The 19,139-nt window shown below is 72.2% G+C and carries 16 protein-coding genes; 11 read left to right on the top strand and 5 right to left on the bottom strand.

Translation table 11 applies throughout. From position 1 onward, the window contains the following. Nucleotides 1-72: 72 nt before the first annotated feature. On the bottom strand, nt 73-666 hold the full coding sequence (locus GA0070620_RS10735) for a hypothetical protein (RefSeq protein ID WP_091589723.1): 594 nt from the start codon (nt 664-666) through the stop codon (nt 73-75). A gap of 1,017 nt (nt 667-1,683) precedes the next feature. Here GA0070620_RS10735 and GA0070620_RS10730 point away from each other — a divergent pair. After that, entirely contained in the window at nt 1,684-3,246 is a 1,563-nt protein-coding gene (locus GA0070620_RS10730) for an MFS transporter (RefSeq protein WP_091589722.1), read from the top strand. An 11-nt stretch (nt 3,247-3,257) separates the two neighbouring features. Beyond that, the gene (locus GA0070620_RS10725; protein ID WP_091589721.1) at nt 3,258-3,866 is read left to right on the top strand and encodes a TetR/AcrR family transcriptional regulator; all 609 of its coding nucleotides are present in this window, start codon (nt 3,258-3,260) and stop codon (nt 3,864-3,866) included. Nucleotides 3,867-3,923: 57 nt separating this feature from the next. Here GA0070620_RS10725 and GA0070620_RS10720 read toward each other — a convergent pair whose 3' ends face one another. Both GA0070620_RS10720 and GA0070620_RS10715 read right to left on the bottom strand, forming a co-directional pair. Then, complete coding sequence (locus GA0070620_RS10720) at nt 3,924-5,843, bottom strand: helix-turn-helix domain-containing protein (protein ID WP_091589720.1); 1,920 nt, start codon at nt 5,841-5,843, stop codon at nt 3,924-3,926. Nucleotides 5,844-5,857: 14 nt separating this feature from the next. Then, nucleotides 5,858-6,640, bottom strand: coding sequence for a 3-hydroxybutyrate dehydrogenase (locus GA0070620_RS10715; RefSeq protein ID WP_091589719.1), 783 nt, complete (start codon nt 6,638-6,640; stop codon nt 5,858-5,860). A gap of 204 nt (nt 6,641-6,844) precedes the next feature. Between GA0070620_RS10715 and ruvC the strand changes: the two genes are divergently transcribed. From ruvC to GA0070620_RS10675, 8 genes are all read left to right on the top strand, one after another. Further along, nucleotides 6,845-7,372, top strand: coding sequence for a crossover junction endodeoxyribonuclease RuvC (gene ruvC, locus GA0070620_RS10710; protein WP_091589718.1), 528 nt, complete (start codon nt 6,845-6,847; stop codon nt 7,370-7,372). Beyond that, nucleotides 7,369-7,971, top strand: coding sequence for a Holliday junction branch migration protein RuvA (gene ruvA, locus GA0070620_RS10705; RefSeq protein WP_091589717.1), 603 nt, complete (start codon nt 7,369-7,371; stop codon nt 7,969-7,971). The genes ruvC and ruvA overlap by 4 nt, the downstream gene beginning before the upstream one ends. Continuing rightward, nucleotides 7,968-9,038 carry a Holliday junction branch migration DNA helicase RuvB gene (gene ruvB, locus GA0070620_RS10700; RefSeq protein WP_091589716.1) on the top strand — a complete coding sequence of 357 codons (1,071 nt, stop codon included), beginning with the start codon at nt 7,968-7,970 and terminating at the stop codon, nt 9,036-9,038. Before ruvA ends, ruvB begins: the two co-directional genes overlap by 4 nt. 121 nt (nt 9,039-9,159) lie before the next feature. Beyond that, nucleotides 9,160-9,519 carry a preprotein translocase subunit YajC gene (gene yajC / locus GA0070620_RS10695; protein WP_091589715.1) on the top strand — a complete coding sequence of 120 codons (360 nt, stop codon included), beginning with the start codon at nt 9,160-9,162 and terminating at the stop codon, nt 9,517-9,519. A 248-nt stretch (nt 9,520-9,767) separates the two neighbouring features. After that, nucleotides 9,768-11,681, top strand: a complete 1,914-nt coding sequence (gene secD / locus GA0070620_RS10690) for a protein translocase subunit SecD (RefSeq protein WP_172836413.1) — start codon at nt 9,768-9,770, stop codon at nt 11,679-11,681. Nucleotide 11,682: 1 nt separating this feature from the next. Then, on the top strand, nt 11,683-12,873 hold the full coding sequence (gene secF, locus GA0070620_RS10685) for a protein translocase subunit SecF (RefSeq protein ID WP_091589713.1): 1,191 nt from the start codon (nt 11,683-11,685) through the stop codon (nt 12,871-12,873). A gap of 103 nt (nt 12,874-12,976) precedes the next feature. Continuing rightward, a complete protein-coding gene (locus GA0070620_RS10680; RefSeq protein ID WP_091589712.1) occupies nt 12,977-13,543 on the top strand; it encodes an adenine phosphoribosyltransferase in 567 nt (188 codons plus the stop codon). Nucleotides 13,544-13,713: 170 nt separating this feature from the next. Continuing rightward, nucleotides 13,714-16,215: a RelA/SpoT family protein gene (locus tag GA0070620_RS10675; protein WP_377520247.1), complete on the top strand. Its 2,502-nt coding sequence runs from the start codon at nt 13,714-13,716 to the stop codon at nt 16,213-16,215. A gap of 125 nt (nt 16,216-16,340) precedes the next feature. Here the strand turns inward: GA0070620_RS10675 and GA0070620_RS10670 are convergent, their stop codons facing one another. After that, nucleotides 16,341-17,186 (bottom strand): peptidylprolyl isomerase, encoded by an 846-nt coding sequence (locus tag GA0070620_RS10670; RefSeq protein WP_091589710.1) that lies wholly within the window; start codon nt 17,184-17,186, stop codon nt 16,341-16,343. A 58-nt stretch (nt 17,187-17,244) separates the two neighbouring features. Beyond that, complete coding sequence (locus GA0070620_RS10665) at nt 17,245-18,129, bottom strand: peptidylprolyl isomerase (RefSeq protein ID WP_091589709.1); 885 nt, start codon at nt 18,127-18,129, stop codon at nt 17,245-17,247. 262 nt (nt 18,130-18,391) lie between these two features. Between GA0070620_RS10665 and GA0070620_RS10660 the strand changes: the two genes are divergently transcribed. After that, nucleotides 18,392-19,111, top strand: a complete 720-nt coding sequence (locus GA0070620_RS10660; RefSeq protein WP_091589708.1) for an MBL fold metallo-hydrolase — start codon at nt 18,392-18,394, stop codon at nt 19,109-19,111. Nucleotides 19,112-19,139: the final 28 nt, after the last annotated feature.

The raw sequence follows: 19,139 nt of genomic DNA, 5'->3' as shown, positions 1-19,139 counted from the left end.
TGCCGCTGGCCGGCACCCCGATCGTGGGGTGCCGGCCAGCGGCGTTTCGTGCTGTGCCGTTCGTGCTGGTGGTCAGCTGTTCCAGTGCTGGGCGACCAGGTCGGCGGCCTGCTGCTCCCACTGGGCGTAGGCGTCCGGGTAGGCCGACACCTGCACCGTCTGCGCGGCGTCGGTCAGCGGCATGTCCTGCCAGCCGTCGACCTGCTTGAGGCCCTTGAGGAACGCCTGGGTCGAGTAGATCGGGTCGGTGATCTGCTCCGGCGTGCCCCAACCACTGGACGGGCGCTGCTGGAACAGGCCCAGCGAGTCGTGGTCGTTGCGGTCACCGAGGTGGCCCAGGTTCTCCAGCTTCGACTCCTGCAGGCTCGTCGCGATCGAGATGACCGCGGCCCGCTCGTCCATGCCGGACTTCTTCGTCGCGGCGATGATCGCCTTCACGTTGCCGGTCTGCTCGTCGTTCAGGTCGATGCGCGACTGCGCACCCTGCACGCCGTGCGGAATCAGCTTGGCCTTGTCGACCGTGCTCTTGTCGGTCTGCACGACGGCGACGGGCTTGGCGTCCACCGCGGGGGTGGCGGCGTGGGCGGCGATGGGGCCGCCGGCGATGCCACCGGCGAAAGCCAGACCAGCGATACCGAGAACGCTCTTACGCATGATCGTGTTCATGTCAGAAGCTCCAATGTTCGGGGGTGGAGCCCCGGATCGACCCTGGGGGTGGGCCGGTATCGGGGCGGCACCGAGGAACCGGCGCCCTGCAAAAGGGGGGAAAGTCTTCAGGGGTTCCGGCGACCGGGTCGAGCCGGAGGGGCTCACCGCGCCGGGTCCATCTCCAACGACGGTCGGCCCGCCATCATTCCGGGGGCCCGCCGATCGCCGGGCTTCATGTCCAACGACCCGGCGCCCACCGTCATTCCGGGGGCCCGCCGATCGCCGGGGTCCATGTCCAACGACCGGGGCCGGGCCATCATTCCGGGCCCTCACCCGCACCCGCCGACCCGAGCGGGCCAGCAGGCCGGGGCTCCTACCTCGGCCGTCAGGGGATGTTCAACGCCCCCGACCAGGCCGCCATTCCGCCGACCGAGTGGCCCCGACCACGGGACCCCAACCCCCAAACCCGGACACTGCACCCACCCGAACCGGACAAACCCCCTCACCAGGCACCGCCGGAGCGGGCGGGTCTTACGGATCTTGGACGACTGAGGCCCCCAGAGGGGCCACAACTCACCAAGATCTCCGAGATCGACTCGACGACCACCCCGACCTAGCCGGCCGATCCGGACAAGTCGACCGAAACATCTCGCCGGACGTCACGGTCGCCGCGCGAGCCGCCCCCGCCCGCCGTGATCCACTCCGAATCAGTGAACCCGCGGTGTCCGGCTGCCCCGGACACCGCGACTTCAGGGAAACGGAGTCGACCACGCTCGGCCCGGCGACCGCCCGACTCCGCGACATGGGGGAGGCGGGGTCGATCACGTGCGGCTCGGCGACAACGCGACATGGCTGAGACGGTGTCGAACACGCAGGGCGCTGGCGAACGCCGATCCGGGCCGTCCCGGGCGTGACGCCGACCACATACGATACGGATCGGTTCCGTATCGTTAATAGCGGTCGTAAGCTGAGCACCGTTTACGAGTCTGCCCCGTATCGTATTTGCCGACGGGGTTACCGGGGGGAGAACCGGAGATGGAGATCCACGAAAACACGGGACACCCGAGGAGGTGGGCGATCCTGGGGGTGCTGGTGATCAGCCTCCTCGTGGTCGTCCTCGACAACACCATCCTCAACGTCGCGCTGCGCACGTTGGCGGATCCGGTGCACGGCCTGGGCGCCAGCCAGGGCGAGCTGGAGTGGGCGATCAACTCGTACACCCTGGTCTTCGCCGGTCTGCTCTTCACCTTCGGGGTGCTCGGCGACCGGGCCGGGCGTAAGCGGTTCCTGCTGATCGGTCTGGTGCTGTTCGGGTTGGCGTCGCTGCTGTCGGCGTACGCCCAGAGCCCCGGCCAGCTGGTCGCGGCGCGCGCGCTGATGGGCGTCGGCGGCGCGGCGATCATGCCGGTGACCCTCTCGATCATCTCCAACGTCTTCGACCCGCGGGAGCGGGGTCGGGCGATCGGGGTCTGGGCCGGCGCGGTCGGGCTCGCCGTCGCGATCGGCCCGGTGCTCGGTGGTGCGCTGCTGGAGCACTTCTGGTGGGGTTCGGTCTTCCTGATCAACGTGCCGGTCATCGTGCTCGGCGTGGTGCTGGTCGCCCTGCTGGTGCCCGAGTCGCGGGACCCGAAGCCGGGTCGCGTCGACGTGTTCGGTGTGGTGCTGTCGGTGGTGGGCCTGGTCGCGCTGACGTACGGGATCATCGACGGCGGCGAGCACGGCTTCGGCCGTCCGCTGGTGTGGGTGGCGATCGTCGGTGGTCTGGCGGTGCTGGCGTGGTTCATCGAGATCGAGCGGCGTAGCGACCACCCGTCGCTGGACGTCCGGCTGTTCAAGGTGCCGCGCTTCGCCGCGCCGGTCGCGATCGTCGGCCTGATCTTCTTCGCCGCGATGGGCGTGATGTTCTTCGGGTCGTTCTACCTGCAGTTGGTGCGGGGTTACAGCCCGCTGGAGACCGGTCTGCTCTTCCTGCCGTTCGCCGGCGCCCAGCTGATCTTCGCTCCGCGCAGCGCGACGATGGTCCGCAAGTACGGCGGCAAGGCCGTCGCCGTGGTCGGGCTGACGCTGACCGTGATCTCGCTCGCCGCGTTCGTGTTCATCGACGCGAAGACGCCGATCTGGGTGGTGCTGATCTTCTACTTCATCCAGGGCGTCGGGATGGCCAACATCATGCCGCCGGCCACCGAGTCGATCATGTCGGCGCTGCCCCGGGAGAAGGCCGGCGTCGGCTCCGCGGTCAGCAACACCCTCCGCCAGGTGGGTGGCGCGCTCGGCGTGGCGGTGCTCGGTTCGGTGCTCTCCGCGGTCTACCGCAACGACGTGGAGCCGGCCCTGGCCAGCCTGCCCGCCCAGGCGCGGGACGCGGCGAACGAGTCGATCTCCGGGGCGTACGCGGCGGCGGGTCAGCTCGGGCCGGCGGCGCCGAAGCTGCTCGCGGCGGCGAACGACTCCTTCATCACGGCCATGCACTGGGCCGCGGCGCTCTCCGCGCTGGTGGCCGCCCTCGGCGTCCTCGTCGCGCTGCGCTGGATGCCCGGTCGGACGGCGGCGCCGACGGTCGCTCGGGCGCCCGAACCCGAGTTGGCCGGCACCGCTTAGGTTCGGCGACAATGTCCGACATGACCTCCACCGCCGATGCTCCGCGGTCGCCCGGGCGACCGCGGAGCACCCGCGCCGATGAGGCGATCATCGAGGCCACCCTCGACCTGCTCGCCGAGGGCAGCACCATCGAGGCGCTGTCGATCGAGGCGATCGCCGCTCGCGCCGGGGTGGGCAAGGCGACCATCTACCGCCGCTGGTCCGGCAAGGACACGCTGTTGATGGACGCGTTGCGCCGACTCAAGGGCATCCTTCCGCAGCCGGCTGGGCACTCCGTCCGGGACGACCTGATCCTGCTGGTCGGTGCGATCGGGAGGAACGTCGACCCGCGCGCCGAGAAGATCATGCCGTGCCTGGTGCCGGAGGTGAACCGCAGCCCGGACCACTACCGGCTCTACCAGAACATCATCGCGCCCCGCCGGCAGTTGATGCGCGAGGTGCTGGCGCGGGGCGTCGCCGAGGGCGTGCTCCGGCCCGACCTCGACGTCGAGGTGACCATGGCCCTGCTCACCGGCCCGATGCTGATCCAGCGCGTCCTCCAGTGGAACCCGGAGCTGAACGAGCACACCCTGCCCGAGCAGGTCGTCGACACCGTGCTGGCCGGCATCCAGGCCCGCTGACCCGCCCTCGCCCCGCTGACCCGCTCCGCACGGGGTCGGTCGCGCGGCGGGGAGGGCTCAGCCGGCGGGGGAGCGGAGGCGGTGCAGGCGCAGCGCGAGCTGCACCTCCAGCGCCCGCTCGGGCCGCTGCCAGTCGGCGCCGAGCAACTGCCCGACCCGCTCCAGCCGCTGGGTCACCGTGTTCACGTGCACGTGCAGTTGCTCGGCGGCGCGGGCCAGGCTGCCGCCCACCCCGAAGTACGCCTCCAAGGTGCGGACCAGCGCCGTGCCGCGCCGGGCGTCGTACTCCACGACCGGGCCGACCGTCGCGGACAGGAACGACTCAACGTCCCGGTCGCCCTCGTTGCCGACCGCGCCCAGCAGCAAGCCGACGAAGCCGAGCTCTGCGGTGCTCGCGCCCTGACCGGCGCGGCCCAACGCGCCGAGCGCGGTGAGGCAGCGGTCCGCCTCCCGGAACGTGGCCGCCAGCGACGCCGGCCCGGCGGCCGGGCCGCTCGCCCCAGCGGTCACCGGCCGGCCGGTGACCCGGGACAGGTCGCGGGACACCGCCCGGGCGCTGCCGCCCGCGTCCTGGCCGGGCAGCATCAGCACCACCCGGCCGTCGCGGGCCGCGGCCAGTCCGCCGCGGGTCGAGGCGTACGTGGTGGCCCAACTCAGCACCCGCTGCCGGGCCGAGCCGGTGGCGGCGATGGCGTCGTCGCCGACGGCCACCAGCACGTGCGGGGCGTCGAGGTCGACGCCGAGCCGTCGGGCGCGGCTGCGCAGCGCGTCGGTGTCCCGCAGCGGCCGGGCGATCAGGTCGTCGAGCAGCTCGCCGCGGACCCGGCCCTCCGCCTCGGCGACCGTCCGCCGGAACAGCAGCAGCAGCGCCGTCACCAGCGCCGCGCGCTCCAGGATCCGCTGGTCGGCGTCGACCAGCTCCTCGTCGGGGCGCAGCACCAGCGCGCCCAGGTTCTCCGCGCCCGCGACCACGGCGGCGTACCAGAGGGAACCCCGCCCCACGCTGCGCCCCTCCGTACGCGACGCGGCGACCGCCTCCACGATGTCCGACCGGTCCGGCTCGTCGATCTCCCCGACCCGGGCCAGCAGCCGCCCCTCCGCGTCCAGCGCCAGCAGCGCCCCGCCGAGCACCTCGGTCACCGCCGCGGCCACGTCCTCGACCCCGCCGCCGCGCAGCACGAGGGCGGTCATCCGGTCGTGCGCCGCCGCGGCCCGCTCCACCGAGCTGCTGTGCGCCCGGATGGTCGTGTTCGCGGCGGACAGCTCGGCGAGGGCCGAGCGGGTCTCGGCGAGCAGCCGGGCGGTGTCGATCGCGACCGCCGCGTGCGCGGCGAGCGAGACCAGCAGGGCGACCTCCTCGCGGGCGAACGGGCGGGCCGAACGGTTCGCCGCGTAGAGCACACCGATGGAGGTCGAGCCGAGCCGCAGCGGCACACCGAGGATGGCCACCAGGCCCTCCTCGCCCACCCCGGCGTCGATCTCCCCGGTGTGGTGGAAGCGGTCGTCGTCCGGGTAGTTCGCCGTCACGTACGGGGCGCCGGTCTGCGCCACCAGCCCGCCCAGGCCCGCGCCCATCGGCAGCCGCAGCCGCTGGAACCGGGCGGACACCGACCCGTCGGTGACCCGCATGTAGGTGTCGCCGCGCTCCTCGTCGTTCAGGGTCATGTAGGCCACGTCGGCGCCGAGCAGCGTCCGCGCCCGGTGGACGATCGCCCGCAGCACGTCGTCCAGGTCGCGGAGGCCGGCCAGGTCGCTGACCGTGTCGTACAGGCCGGACAGCTCGGTCTCCCGACGGCGCCGACGCTCCAGCAGTGCGCGGACCCGCAGCGCGACGGTCTTCGCCTGCTCCAGCTCCGCGAGCTGGTCGGCGGGCAGGCCGGCGGCGCGGGCAGCCACCAACGGGCCCTCGAACTCGACCGCGGCCGCCTCCCGGGCGAGCAGTTCGAGGAACTCCACCGGCGACGACATGACGCCCATTGTGCTCAGGGCCACTAGTTCGCCGTCCAGCCCCCGTCGAGCGCGATCGACGCGCCGGTGATGAAGGCCGCCGGCGCGCTGCAGAGGTACGCCATCAGCTCGGCCACCTCCTCCGGCTCGATGAGCCGCTTGATCGCCGCGCGCGCCAGCATGATCTTCTCGATGACCTCGGTCTCGGGGATGCCGTGGCTGGCCGCCTGGTCGGCGATCTGGCTCTCCACGAGCGCGGTGCGGACGTACGCCGGGTTGATGCAGTTGGCCGTGACGCCGTGGGCGGCGCCCTCCAGCGCGACCACCTTCGACAGCCCTTCCAGGGCGTGCTTGGCGGAGACGTACGCCGCCTTGTACGGCGAGGCGCGCAGCCCGTGGACGGAGGAGATGTTGATGATCCGGCCCCAGCCGTTCGCGTACATGTGGGGCAGCGCCCGCCGCACGATCAGGAACGGCGCCTCGACCATCACCCGGTGCAGGTACGCGAACCGCTCCGCGGGGAAGTCCGGCACCGGGGCGACGTGCTGCAGGCCGGCGTTGTTCACGACGATGTCCACGTCCGTGTCGAGCCGGTCCACCGCTGCGGCGTCGGCGAGGTCGACCCCCTCGGCCCGGCCGCCGGCCTCGGCGGCGACCGCCTTCGCCGCCTCGACGTTGCGGTCCACCACGAGGACCGAGGCCCCGGCCGCCGCCAACCGCAGGGCGCAGGCCCGACCGATGCCGCTGCCGCCCCCGGTCACCAGGGCGGTCCGACCACTGAGGTCGACGTTCACGACGTGGGGGACCGCCACGGGTTCTGCCGTCATGGCGCACAAAGTTACGAGTTGTGTGGCCGGGCGCACATGGGGCGACGACACATACTCGGCACCCACTGTGTGTGGGAGCGCTGCGTGCCGGTGGCGCGCCGCCGGGGCGCCGTCCGGCCCCGGCGTGTCCCGCCCGCCGGGCGCTCCGGCCCATCGGTAGGGTGTCGAACACACGTACTGCTGGCGGCTGGGGGAGGAGGCGGCGTGCGCGTGCTGGGCGTCGACCCGGGGCTGACCCGGTGCGGAGTCGGTGTGGTCGAGGGTGTGCCCGGCCGGCCCTGCACCCTGGTCGCCTACTACGTGGTCTACACCGACCCGGCCGACGAGCTGCCCGTCCGTCTGCTGCACCTGGACCGCTCGCTGACCGAGCTGGTCGCCGAGCACCAGCCGGAGAGCGTGGCGGTCGAGCGGGTGTTCAGCCAGCACAACGTCCGCACCGTGATGGGCACCGCCCAGGCGAGCGGGATCGCAGTGCTCGCCGGGGCGCGCGCCGGCCTGCCGGTGCAGACCTACACGCCGAGCGAGGTGAAGGCGGCGGTGACCGGCTCCGGCCAGGCCGACAAGGCACAGATCACCGCCATGGTCACCCGGCTGCTGCGGCTGCCCGAGCCGCCCCGGCCCGCCGACGCCGCGGACGCGCTGGCGCTGGCCATCTGCCACATCTGGCGCGGTGGCACCCGCTCCAAGCTGGCCGCCGCGGCCGACCGCGTACGACGAGGAGGAGCCAGATGATCGCCAGCGTGCGCGGCGTGGTGACCGCGACCGGTCCGGACCAGGCGGTGATCGAGGTCGGTGGGGTGGGCCTGGCGGTGCACTGCGCCCCGGCGACCATCGCGGACCTGCGGGTCGGCCAGCCGGCCCGGCTCGCCACCAGCCTCGTCGTCCGCGAGGACTCGCTCACCCTCTACGGCTTCGCCGACGACGACGCGAAGCAGCTCTTCGAGCTGTTGCAGACGGCGAGCGGGGTCGGCCCCCGGCTGGCCCAGGCGGTGCTCGCCGTGCACACGCCGGACGCGGTCCGCAAGGCCATCGCCAACGCCGACACGGCCGCGTTGACCCGGGTGCCGGGCATCGGCAAGAAGGGCGCGGAGCGACTGGTGCTGGAGCTGCGCGACCGGATCGGTCCGGTGCCGGTGGGCGCCGACGGCGCGGCCGGGGTGACCGGCGGGGCGTGGCCGGAGCAGGTCCGCCAGGCCCTCGTGGGGCTGGGCTGGACGGCGGGGCAGGCCGACCAGGCGGTGGCCGCGGTCGCGGAGACCGTCGACGGTCCCACCCCGCCCGTGCCGGTCCTGCTCAAGCAGGCCATCCGGCTGCTGGGCCGCACCCGATGACCGCTCCCGACGGCGGCCTGGTGTCGGCGTACGTCAACGACGCGGAACGGGACGCGGAGGCCAGCGTCCGGCCCCGGCGGCTGGACGAGTTCATCGCCCAGCACCGGGTGCGTGACCAGCTCGACCTGCTGCTCAAGGGCGCGATGCGCCGGGGCAGCCCGCCCGACCACATCCTCCTGTCCGGCCCGCCCGGCCTCGGCAAGACCACGCTCGCCAACATCGTCGCCGCCGAGCTCGGCGCGGGCATCCGGGTGACCAGCGGCCCGGCGATCGAGCGCTCCGGCGACCTCGCCGCCATCCTGACCAGCCTCGCCGAGGGCGACGTGCTCTTCATCGACGAGATCCACCGGATCGCGAAGCCGGCCGAGGAACTGCTCTACAGCGCGATGGAGGACTTCCGCGTCGACGTGGTGGTGGGCAAGGGGCCGGGCGCGACGGCGATCCCGCTGGACGTGGAGCCGTTCACCCTGGTCGGCGCGACCACCCGCTCCGGCCTGCTGACCGGGCCGATGCGCGACCGTTTCGGCTTCGTCGCGCACCTCGACTTCTACGCGTCGGCCGACCTGGAGGCGCTGCTGCACCGTTCGGCGCGGATCCTCGCCGTGCCGATCACCGACGACGGTGCCGCCGAGATCGCCGGCCGGTCGCGGGGCACCCCGCGGATCGCCAACCGGCTGTTGCGCCGGGTGCGGGACTTCGCCGAGGTCCGGGCCGACGGGGTGGTCACGCTGGAGACCGCCCGGGCGGCCCTGACGGTCTACGACGTCGACGCCCTCGGCCTGGACCGGTTGGACCGGGCGGTGCTGACCGCGCTGGTGGACTCGTTCCGGGGCGGCCCGGTGGGGCTGTCCACGCTCGCGGTGGCGGTGGGAGAGCAGCCGGACACGGTCGAGGAGGTGTGCGAGCCGTTCCTGGTGCGGGCCGGTCTGCTGGCGCGTACGCCCCGGGGGCGGGTGGCCACGGAGGCGGCCTGGCGGCATCTGGGCCGTACGCCCCCGAATGGTACATTTGGTGTGGATGCCCCTCCCGCGCCCGATCTGTTCTCGACCGCGCCCGAGCAGCCGTGATCCGTTCGTGATCTGTGCCGCATTCGGCGTTCCCAGGTGCAGCGACTAGACTCGCCGCGGTCTGTACAGGACGTGAGAATCCGCCTCCGCTCCGGCGCGCCCCGCGCCGGTAGGGGGGTCAATGGGAAGGTCTGTAACCGTGCAATACCTGGCAGCGGGCAGTGGGGGAGCGGGCGGTCTGACGCCGATCCTCATGATCGTTCTGCTCTTCGGCGTCATGTACTTCATGATGATCCGCCCCCAGCAGAAGCGCCGCCGTGAGGCTGAGGCGATGCAGTCCGCCCTCTCCCCCGGCGACGAGGTGGTGACCATCGGCGGGCTCTACGGCACCGTCACCGGCGTGGACGACGACACCGTCCTGCTCGAGGTGGCTCCCGGCGTGCAGACCCGGTACGCCCGGCCGGCCATCGCCCGCGTCGTGACGCGGGCCGAGCTGCCGAGCGAGCCGGTCACCGAGGACGCGGACACCGTCAAGGAGTGACCCGCCTCCCGTCGGTCCGGCCGGTTGGTTCGACGGCCCGACGGGGTGGCGGTTGGGACGTGAAAACTGGATAGTCGGGTCGACGTCGGGCGTCGGCACACCCCCGTGACCGGTCGGCGCCCCCGCGCCGGCCGTCGCGGTGCCGTGCCGCCGCCCGCCGGTGACCCGGGTGGACCGTCGGCCGGGCACACCGGCCGACCCGTCGCCGCCGGACGGCGGCGCGACTGCTACAGGGAGACAGGACAGCCGTGGCACCACCTCAGGGACAGATGCGCCCCGGCCGGCAGTTGGCCGTGCTGGCGGGCATCTTCGTCGTCCTCTATCTGCTGGTGTTCTTCTCGGGCGGCGCCAAGGGCAGCTTCACGGACCGGCTGGAGCCCCGGCTCGGCCTGGACCTGATCGGCGGCACCCGCGTCACGCTCGAGGCGAAGAACACCGTTGACGGCCGGCCCCCGACGGCGGAGAACCTCGAAGAGGCCCGCCAGATCATCGAGAACCGGGTCAACGCGTTCGGCGTGGCCGAGGCCGAGGTGGTCACCGAGGGCAACCGCAACATCGTGATCTCCCTGCCCGGTGAGAACCGGGACCTGACCAACGTGGGCAGCGCGGCCGAGCTGCGCTTCCGCAAGGTCCTCAAGGCCGGCGACGGCAGCGGGGCGGTCGCTCCGCCGGCCGCGACGCCGACGCCCTCCGGCAGCGCCAGCCCGGCACCCTCGGGCAGCGCCACCCCGTCCCCGTCCGGCAGCGGCGCGCCGAAGGCGACGACCTCCCCGTCCGGCGGTCAGGGCGGCATGGCGCCGACGCCGAGCGCCAGCGCCACCCCGACGCCCTCGGCCTCGGCCACGCCGAGCGCCGCTCCCACGCCGAGCGCCAGCGAGGCTCCGGTGTCGGCCAGCATCGAGGAGCAGCGCAAGGCCGTCGAGCAGAAGGTCGGCGCCGAGGCGTGGGCGGCCGCGAGCGGCCTGCAGGGCCCGGCGGACCTCTCCACCGACCCGTCGCTGGCCGACAAGCTCAAGCCGTTCGGCACGCTCAGCCCGCAGGAGGTCGCCGTCCTGCCGGCGCAGATGCAGTTCAACGTGCCGACCATCGGCTGCGCCCAGCTCGACAAGCGCCCGCCGGCGTCGATCTCCGACCCCAACCAGCAGGCCGTGGCCTGTGAGGACGGCGCCGCGAAGTACCTGCTCGACGCCGCCAAGGTGCTCGGCACCGACGTGAGCGGCGCCAGCGCGGTCATGGACCAGACCAGCTCCTGGGTCGTCAGCCTCGACTTCACCGGCAACGGCCAGGAGAAGTGGACCAACCTGACCCGCGAGGCGTTCAACAACGAGGGGCAGGCCTGCGACGCCTCGGCGCTGGGCCAGGACGGCAAGTGCCGCGTCGCCGTGGTGCTCGACAACGAGATCGTCTCGTCGCCGGAGATCCAGGGCGTGCTCACCGGCGACTCCCAGATCACCGGCAACTTCACCCAGAAGGACGCCAGCGAGCTGGCCAGCCAGCTGCGCTACGGCGCGCTGCCGGTGACCTTCGAGCAGCAGGAGGCGCAGAACGTCTCCGCCACCCTCGGCGCCAGCCACCTGCGGGCCGGTCTGCTCGCGGCCGGCATCGGCATGCTGCTGGTCATCGTCTACGCGTTCTTCTACTACCGGCTGCTCGGCTCGGTGATCTTCCTGAGCCTGGCGCTCTCCGCGCTGCTCGTCTTCGGCGCGCTGATCGTGCTCGGCCGGCAGATCGGGTTCACCCTGACCCTCGCCGGCATCGCCGGATTCATCGTCTCGCTCGGTGTGGCGGCGGACTCGTTCGTCATCTACTTCGAACGATTGAAGGACGAGATCCGCGAGGGCCGAAGCCCGCGCAGCGCGGTGCCGCGCGCCTGGGCCCGGGCCCGCCGGACGATCATCTCGGCGAACGCGATCTCGATCCTCGCGGCGGTGGTGCTCTACATCGTCTCGGTCGGCACGGTGAAGGGCTTCGCCTTCGCCCTCGGCCTGGCGACGGTGCTCGACCTGGTCGTGGTGTTCCTCTTCCGGCACCCGATCATGACCATGTTCGCCCGGACCAGCGCGTTCCTCTCGCCACGGGTCAGTGGCCTGGGCCGCGTCCTGCGGACGGCCGAAGCAGAGCGGGACACCACCACCCGCCCGTCCCGCGTGAAGGAGGCCTGACATGGCCGGTAGCGGTCTGGCCAATCGTCTCTACCGAGGCGAGGCCGGTCTCGACATCATCGGCAAGCGCAAGCTCTGGTTCGGCATCGCCGGGGCGCTGGTCCTGGTCGCGCTCCTGAGCTTCGGCTTCCGCGGCTTCACCCTCGGCATCGAGTTCGAGGGCGGCAACTCCTTCCAGGTCCCGGCCAGCGTCGGCACGCTGACCCAGGCCGAGGAGCGGGTCAACACCGTCCTGGCCGACGACGCCGGCGGCGTCGAGGTCGAGTCGGCCCAGACGGTCGGCGGCGGCAGCGGCGAGTTCTACGAGTTCCGCACCGCCGTGCTGGACGCCGAGGAGGCCAACGCGGTCAAGGCCGGGTTGGCGCAGGAGTTCGGCATCGCCGAGAACCAGATCAGCGCGAACCAGGTCAGCGCGGCCTGGGGTGGCCAGTACACCGAGCGCGCGTTGCTCGGTCTGGTCATCTTCATCGCGCTGGTGATGCTCTACCTGATCATCCGGTTCGAGTGGCGGATGGCGGTCAGCGCGGTCTCCTCGCTGCTGCTCAACCTCGTCCTCACCGCCGGCGTCTACTCGCTGGTCGGGTTCGAGGTCACGCCGTCGACGATCATCGGGTTCCTCACGATCCTCGGCTTCGCGCTCTACGACGTCGTCGTGGTGTTCGACAAGGTCCAGGAGAACACGCGGGGCATCACGGCGAGCAACAACCAGACGTACGGCGAGGCGGCCAACCTGGCCATCAACCAGACCATCATGCGGTCGATCAACACCAGCCTGGTGGCGCTGCTGCCGGTCGGTGGTCTGCTCTTCATCGGTGTGCCGCTCGGCGCGGTCACCCTGAAGGACCTCGGCCTGGTGCTGTTCGTCGGCATGCTCGTCGCCGTCTTCTCGTCGATCTTCTTCGCGACCCCGGTGCTGGCGACGTTCAAGGACTTCGAGCCGCGGATCCAGGCCCACACCAAGCGGGTCCTGGCCCGTCGGGGCGCGATCGCGCGCGGCGAGGTCGCCCCGAAGGGCGCCGCGCCGCGGCCGACCGGGGGCGGCGAGCCGGACGTCGACGTGGAGAACGCGGCGCTGGCCGGTGCCGCGCCGAAGGTCGGTGCGCGGCCGGCGGCCAAGCGGTCCGGCGGGGCCCGGGGCGGCCGTCCCAGCGGCGGCGGCGGAAACCGGCCGGGTGGCGCGAAGCGGCGCTGACCGACCACCGGGCACCGACCCGGTAGGAAGCGACCTGACGGCGTCCTTCATGCTGTGCGAGCAGCATGCAGGACGCCGTCGTCGTCGGAAGGGAAACAGGACCTTGACGGAGACCCACCGCACCGAGGTACGCGGGGACAGCGGGGCCGAGATGGCCCGCCTGGTGGCCAGCCGGGTGCTGGACGTGCCGGACTTCCCCAAGCCGGGCGTCGTGTTCAAGGACCTGATGCCACTGTTCGCCGACGGGGGTGCGTTCCGCGAGGTGATCGACGGGATCGTGGCGTACCACGGCCGGGACTCGTTCGACGCGGTGGCCGGCATCGAGGCGCGGGGCTTCGTCGTCGCGGCGGGAATCGCCTACGCGACCGGGGTCGGGGTGGTGCCGATCCGTAAGGCGGGCAAGCTGCCGCGGCCGTCGTACGCGGCCTCGTACGAGTTGGAGTACGGCGAGGCCACCCTGGAGGTCCACCAGGACGCCTTCACCGCCGGGCATCGGGTGCTGGTCGTCGACGACGTGCTCGCCACGGGGGGCACCGCGGGGGCGACGCTGGACCTGGTCGAGCGGGCCGGTGGCACCGTGGCCGGCTTCTCCGTGCTGCTGGAACTGGGCTTCCTGGGCGGGCGGGACCGACTCGCGTCGCGTCCGGTCCATGCCCTGCTGACCGTTTGACGGTGCCGACCGTCGGACGGACCCGGCGCGACCCGTCCGGCGGAGCGGCGGGGCACCGTCCGTGCGGGTAGCATTGCCCTTTGCTGACGCCGGCGGTACGCCGTCCGGCGGCACGAGACCAAGCCGACCGGCGCACGGTCGGCGTGTTCCGGCGAGCGGTAAGGAGGCCGGTGTCCCACGATGTCGTCCCTCCGATGGAGGGCACGGTGCACCCGACAGGCGACGCGGACGGCTCGGTGAGCGACCGGAACGGTGACGCGACGGCCCGGGTGACGGGCTCTGGCAACGGCAACGGCGTGGCCGTCCCGGCGGAGGCCGTGCGTTCGGCGTCCACCCATCCCACCGACAACGTGGTTGTCCCGCTCCGGCCGGACGAGTCGGCCGAGCCGGTGCCCAGCGCCGGCTTCGCCCTGTCCAGCGCGCCCACCGGCCGCCGGGTGCGGGCCCGCCTCGCGCGCTTCAACGCCCCCTGGCAGACCTCGCAGGTCAGCGAGGTGCTGGAGCCGCTGATCGCGACGCACCGGGAGAACCACCCCAAGGCCGACGCCCGGCTGCTCCAGCGCGCCTTCGACACCGCGGCCCGCTGGCACTCGGGGCAGTACCGCAAGTCCGGCGACCCGTACATCACCCACCCCCTCGCGGTGGCCACCATCCTGGCCAACCTGGGAATGGACACCACGACGCTGGTCGCGGCGCTGCTGCACGACACCATCGAGGACACCGAATACACGCTCGACCAGATGCGCGCCGACTTCGGCGGCGAGGTGGCGCTGCTGGTCGACGGCGTGACCAAGCTCGACAAGGTCAAGCTGGGTGACGCCGCGAAGGCCGAGACCATCCGCAAGATGGTCGTGGCCATGGCGAAGGACCCGCGCGTCCTGGTGATCAAGCTCGCCGACCGGCTGCACAACATGCGTACGCTGACCTTCCTGCCCCGCCCCAAGCAGGAGCAGAAGGCCAAGGAGACGTTGGAGATCCTGGCGCCGCTGGCCCACCGCCTCGGTATGAACACGATCAAGTGGGAGCTGGAGGACCTCGCCTTCGGCACCCTGTTCCCGAAGCGGTTCGAGGAGATCAACCGCCTGATCGGCGAGCACCAGCCGCAGCGTGAGGCGCTGCTGCGCCAGGTGACCCAGAAGGTGTCCACGGACCTCAAGGCCGCCAAGATCAAGGCGGAGACGACCGGGCGCCCGAAGCACCTCTACTCGATCTACCAGAAGATGATCGTGCGGGGTCGCGACTTCAACGACATCTACGACCTGGTGGGTGTGCGGATCCTGGTCGACACGGTGCGCGACTGCTACGCGGCGCTGGGCGTCATCCACGCCAACTGGCAGCCGGTGCCGGGCCGGTTCAAGGACTACATCGCCATGCCCAAGTTCAACATGTACCAGTCGTTGCACACGACGGTCATCGGGCCCACCGGCAAGCCGGTGGAGATGCAGATCCGCACCTACGCGATGCACCGCACCGCCGAGTTCGGCATCGCCGCGCACTGGAAGTACAAGGAGCACAAGGGCACCCAGATCGTCGGCCCGCCGGCCCACATCGACGAGATGACCTGGCTGCGCCAGCTGCTGGACTGGCAGCGGGAGGCGGCCGACCCGAGCGAGTTCCTCGACGCGCTGCGGTTCGACCTGTCCAGCCAGGAGGTCTACGTCTTCACCCCGAAGGGTGACGTCATCCCGCTGCCGACCGGGTCGACGCCGGTGGACTTCGCCTACGCGGTGCACACCGAGGTCGGGCACAAGTGCATCGGCGCCCGGGTCAACGGCAAGCTGGTGCCGCTGGAGTCGACGCTCTCCAACGGCGACGTGATCGAGATCTTCACTTCGAAGTCCGACACCGCCGGCCCCACACAGGACTGGCTGGGCTTCGTCAAGAGCCCGCGGGCGCGCACGAAGATCCGCCAGTACTTCAACAAGGAGCGTCGCGAGGAGGCGATCGAGGCCGGCAAGGACGCGATCGTCAAGGCGATGCGTAAGCAGGGCATGCCCCTGCAGCGCATGCTCACCTCCGACGCGCTGATGGCGATCGCGCGGGACCTGCACCTCGCCGACGTCGCCTCGCTCTACGCGGCGGTCGGCGACAGCCAGGTCAGCGCCCAGTCGGTCGTCCAGAAGCTGATGGCCACGTACGGCGGCGAGGAGGGCGCGGCGGAGGACATCGCCGAGACCGCCGTCGCCACCCGGCCGCCGCGCAGCCGGGCGAGCAGCCACGACCCGGGTGTCGTGGTCCGCGGGGTCAGCGACGTCTGGATCAAGCTGGCCCGGTGCTGCACGCCGGTGCCGCCGGACGCGGTCTTCGGTTTCGTCACCCGTTCCGGCGGGGTGAGCGTGCACCGGGACGACTGCGCCAACGCCGAGGACCTGAAGGCCCAGGGCGAGCGGGTCGTCGAGGTGAGCTGGAAGCTGACCTCGGCGTCGACGTTCCTGGTCGCCATCCAGGTCGAGGCCCTGGACCGGCACAAGCTGCTCGCCGACGTCACGCGGGTGCTCTCCGACGAGCGGGTCAACATCCTCTCCGCGACGGTCACCACCACCCGCGACCGGGTCGCGGTGAGCCGGTTCAGCTTCGAGATGGCCGACCCCAAGCACCTCGGCCACCTGCTGGCCGCGGTCCGCAAGGTCGACGGCGTCTTCGACGCGTACCGGGTCACCTCCGGCGCCTGACGGGCCGGCACGGGCCGCGCCGGCCGGCCCACGGCGAAGGGCCGCGCCCGGCGCCGACCTTCCCGGCACCACGAGCGAAAGAGGCGCCCGCCGGACCGGCGGGCGCCTCTCGTGTGCGGGTGGGCTCAGCCCTGCGGGGGGCTCATGGTGAGCTTGTTGATGACGATCTCCTTCTTCGGGTGACCGCCACCGGCCTGCTGGGCGAACGCCCCGTCGTCGCCGGCCTTGGCCACGTCCTTGACGATGTCCATCCCGCCGGTGATCGTGCCCAGCACGGTGTAGTTCGGGTCGAGCGGCGAGTCGCCGTAGACGATGAAGAACTGGCTGCCCGTGCTGCCCGGCTGGCCGGAGTTGGCCATCGCGATGATGCCCTCCGGGTAGGGGGGCCGCTTGTCGGTCGGCAGGTTCTCCTCGGCCATCCGGAAGGCCGGGCCGCCGGTGCCGTCGGTGTCCCGCCAGCCCTTGCCGGTGGCGCTCGGGTCACCGCACTGGAGCACCTTGATGCCCTCGGTCACCAGTCGGTGGCACTTGCTGTTGTCGAAGAAGTTCTTCTCCGCCAGGTGGGTGAAGGCGCCGGCCGTGCAGGGCACCAGCGACCGGTCGACCTTGGCGGTGATCGGCCCCAGGTTGGTGTCGATCGTCATGGTCTGGACGCCGGTGTTCGACTGCTCGTTGGAGGGCAGCCCGACGTCCTTGGTCTCCTTGGTGCGCTGGTCGGAGGGGATCTCGCTGTAGGCGCACTGGGACGGGCCGCCCGCAGCGGTGTCGGTGCCCGTCTTGTCGTCGTCGCCGCCCAGGCTGGTGGCCAGCCAGACGGTGCCCGCCACCACGAGCAGCAGGGCGAGGGTCGCCCCGGCGATCGCCTGGGCCTGCCGGCGCTTGCGGGCGCGGGCCGCGCGCTCGGCCATCTCCTTCTCCAGCCGGGCGCGTGCCGCCGCACGCTGCCGCTGCTGATCCCTGGTGGACGTCACGCCTGGATCCTCCTGGACTGTCTGTCTTCGGTGCCGCTGGGGTGGTCGGGGGCGGCGGTCAGTTGGCGGCCGGGCTGGCCGGCGCGCCGGAGCCGGTCGGCGCCGGTGCCGACGCGCCGGTGGCCGGTTCGCCGACGGTGAGGCTCTGGACCACCACGTCGGTCTTGGGCTTGACCTTGGCCCCGTTCCCATTGTCCACGGTCGGCAGGGCACCGATCTTCTCCAGCACGTCCAGCCCGCCGGTGACCTTGCCGATGATCGGGTAGACCGGCTTGGCCGGGTTGAAGTCCTTGAAGAAGAGCAGGAACTGGCTGCCGTTCGCGCCCGGCGGGTTGGCGATCATCGCCACGGTGCCCTTCGGGTACGCGGGCGGCTGGCCGGGGGCCGGGCTGGCGGACGGGGCGGGCTCCGGCACGGTCGGCACGTTCTCGTCGAAGAACGAGTAGGTCGGGCCGCCCAGGCCGGTGCCGCTCGGGTCGCCGCAGCGCAGCGCGCCCTCGGCGGTGATCTCGTGGCACTTCGTGTTGTCGTAGAACGACCGGCTCGCCAGGTGGGCGATGCTCGCCGCGGCGCACGGGGCCGACGCGAGGTCGAGCGAGGCGGTGATCGGCGCACCCTGGTTCGTGGTCACCGTCATCGCCCGGGTGCCCTCGGTGGGCAGGCCGGTGGTCGCCGGGGTGCCCACGTCCTTGAGGTTGGTGTTCCCGGTGGCGTCCTGCGGGGTCCAGAGGCAGACCTCGTCGGCGGCCGTGTTCTGCTTCGGGTCGGAGTCGAAGGCACCGAGCGCCCACGCGGAGCCGACCACGATCAGCGCCAGCACCAGGGCGGCGCCGATGCCGGCCTGGATCTGCCGCCGCCGCCTGACCCGCGCGGCCCGGCGAGCCATCTGCCGGTCGAGCTTGGCCCGCGCGAGTTTGCGCTGCCGGTCCCTGCTGGAAGCCACCCGTGCTCCCCTTCCTCTGCCCTGGTCGTCACCGGCGTCCCGGGCGCGACGCGCCCGTGCGGGGCCAGTGCGCCACGCCACACGCCCGCCAGAGTGTACGGCCACCGGCTGTGAATGTGGTGTACGAGGTCGGAGCTGGGCTGATTGCGGTGCGTCACTGTGCGCCCCGGGACGGACGGGACGGATGGGTCCGCCGAATGCGGTCGCGGCGCCGGTTAGGCTGCTGGCAGGAACACCGCGGCTCGACGGAAGGGGAGCGGACGTGCTCGTGGCCGGCTTTCCCGCCGACGCCTTCGGCACCAACTGCTACGTGGTCGCCACGGCGCCGGGCGAGCAGTGCGTGGTCGTCGACCCGGGGATCGGGGTGCTCGACCAGCTCGACGCCCTGCTCGCCGAGCACCGCCTGCACCCGGCCGCCGTCCTGCTGACCCACGGCCACATCGACCACACCTTCTCGGTCGCGCCGGTGTGCGGCGCCCGGGGCATCACCGCGTACGTGCACCCGGGCGACCGGGAGATGCTGGCCGACCCGACGAAGGGGCTCTCCGCGGAGCTGACCGCGCTCTTCGGCGGTCGGCTGCCCTACTCGGAGCCGGACGACGTCGCCGAGCTCACCGACGGTGCCACGCTCACCCTCGCCGGGTTGGAGATCACCGTCGACCACGCACCGGGCCATACCGGCGGGTCGGTGCTGTTCCGGATGCCCGGCGCCGGCTCGCCCTGGGAGGCCGACGAGATCTGCCTCTCCGGTGACGTGCTGTTCGCGGGCTCGATCGGCCGCACCGACCTGCCGGGCGGCAGCATGCCCGCCATGCTGACCAGCCTGCGGGACAAGATCCTCCCGCTGGCGGACGACACCGTCGTCCTGCCCGGCCACGGCCCCACGACCACGATCGGCCGCGAGCGCGCGACCAACCCGTACCTCGTCGAGGTGGCGGAGTCCGGCCCCGCGCGCCCGGCCGCGCCCAGCCGCGGTCTGTAGCCACCGCGACCCACGACCTCGCCGCGCG

The sequence above is a fragment of the Micromonospora krabiensis genome (assembly GCF_900091425.1).
Lineage (GTDB): Bacteria > Actinomycetota > Actinomycetes > Mycobacteriales > Micromonosporaceae > Micromonospora > Micromonospora krabiensis.
This window is presented reverse-complemented; position numbering and strand designations above follow the sequence as displayed.

Bases quoted from the DNA above. Each gene is read 5' to 3' on its own strand.
- ruvB (WP_091589716.1), top strand. From the start codon at position 7,968: ATGACCGCTCCCGACGGCGGCCTGGTGTCGGCGTACGTCAACGACGCG.
- GA0070620_RS10735 (WP_091589723.1), bottom strand. From the start codon at position 666: ATGAACACGATCATGCGTAAGAGCGTTCTCGGTATCGCTGGTCTGGCT.
- GA0070620_RS10715 (WP_091589719.1), bottom strand. From the start codon at position 6,640: ATGACGGCAGAACCCGTGGCGGTCCCCCACGTCGTGAACGTCGACCTC.
- yajC (WP_091589715.1), top strand. From the start codon at position 9,160: ATGGGAAGGTCTGTAACCGTGCAATACCTGGCAGCGGGCAGTGGGGGA.
- GA0070620_RS10725 (WP_091589721.1), top strand. From the start codon at position 3,258: ATGTCCGACATGACCTCCACCGCCGATGCTCCGCGGTCGCCCGGGCGA.
- GA0070620_RS10720 (WP_091589720.1), bottom strand. From the start codon at position 5,843: ATGGGCGTCATGTCGTCGCCGGTGGAGTTCCTCGAACTGCTCGCCCGG.
- secF (WP_091589713.1), top strand. From the start codon at position 11,683: ATGGCCGGTAGCGGTCTGGCCAATCGTCTCTACCGAGGCGAGGCCGGT.
- ruvA (WP_091589717.1), top strand. From the start codon at position 7,369: ATGATCGCCAGCGTGCGCGGCGTGGTGACCGCGACCGGTCCGGACCAG.
- GA0070620_RS10730 (WP_091589722.1), top strand. From the start codon at position 1,684: ATGGAGATCCACGAAAACACGGGACACCCGAGGAGGTGGGCGATCCTG.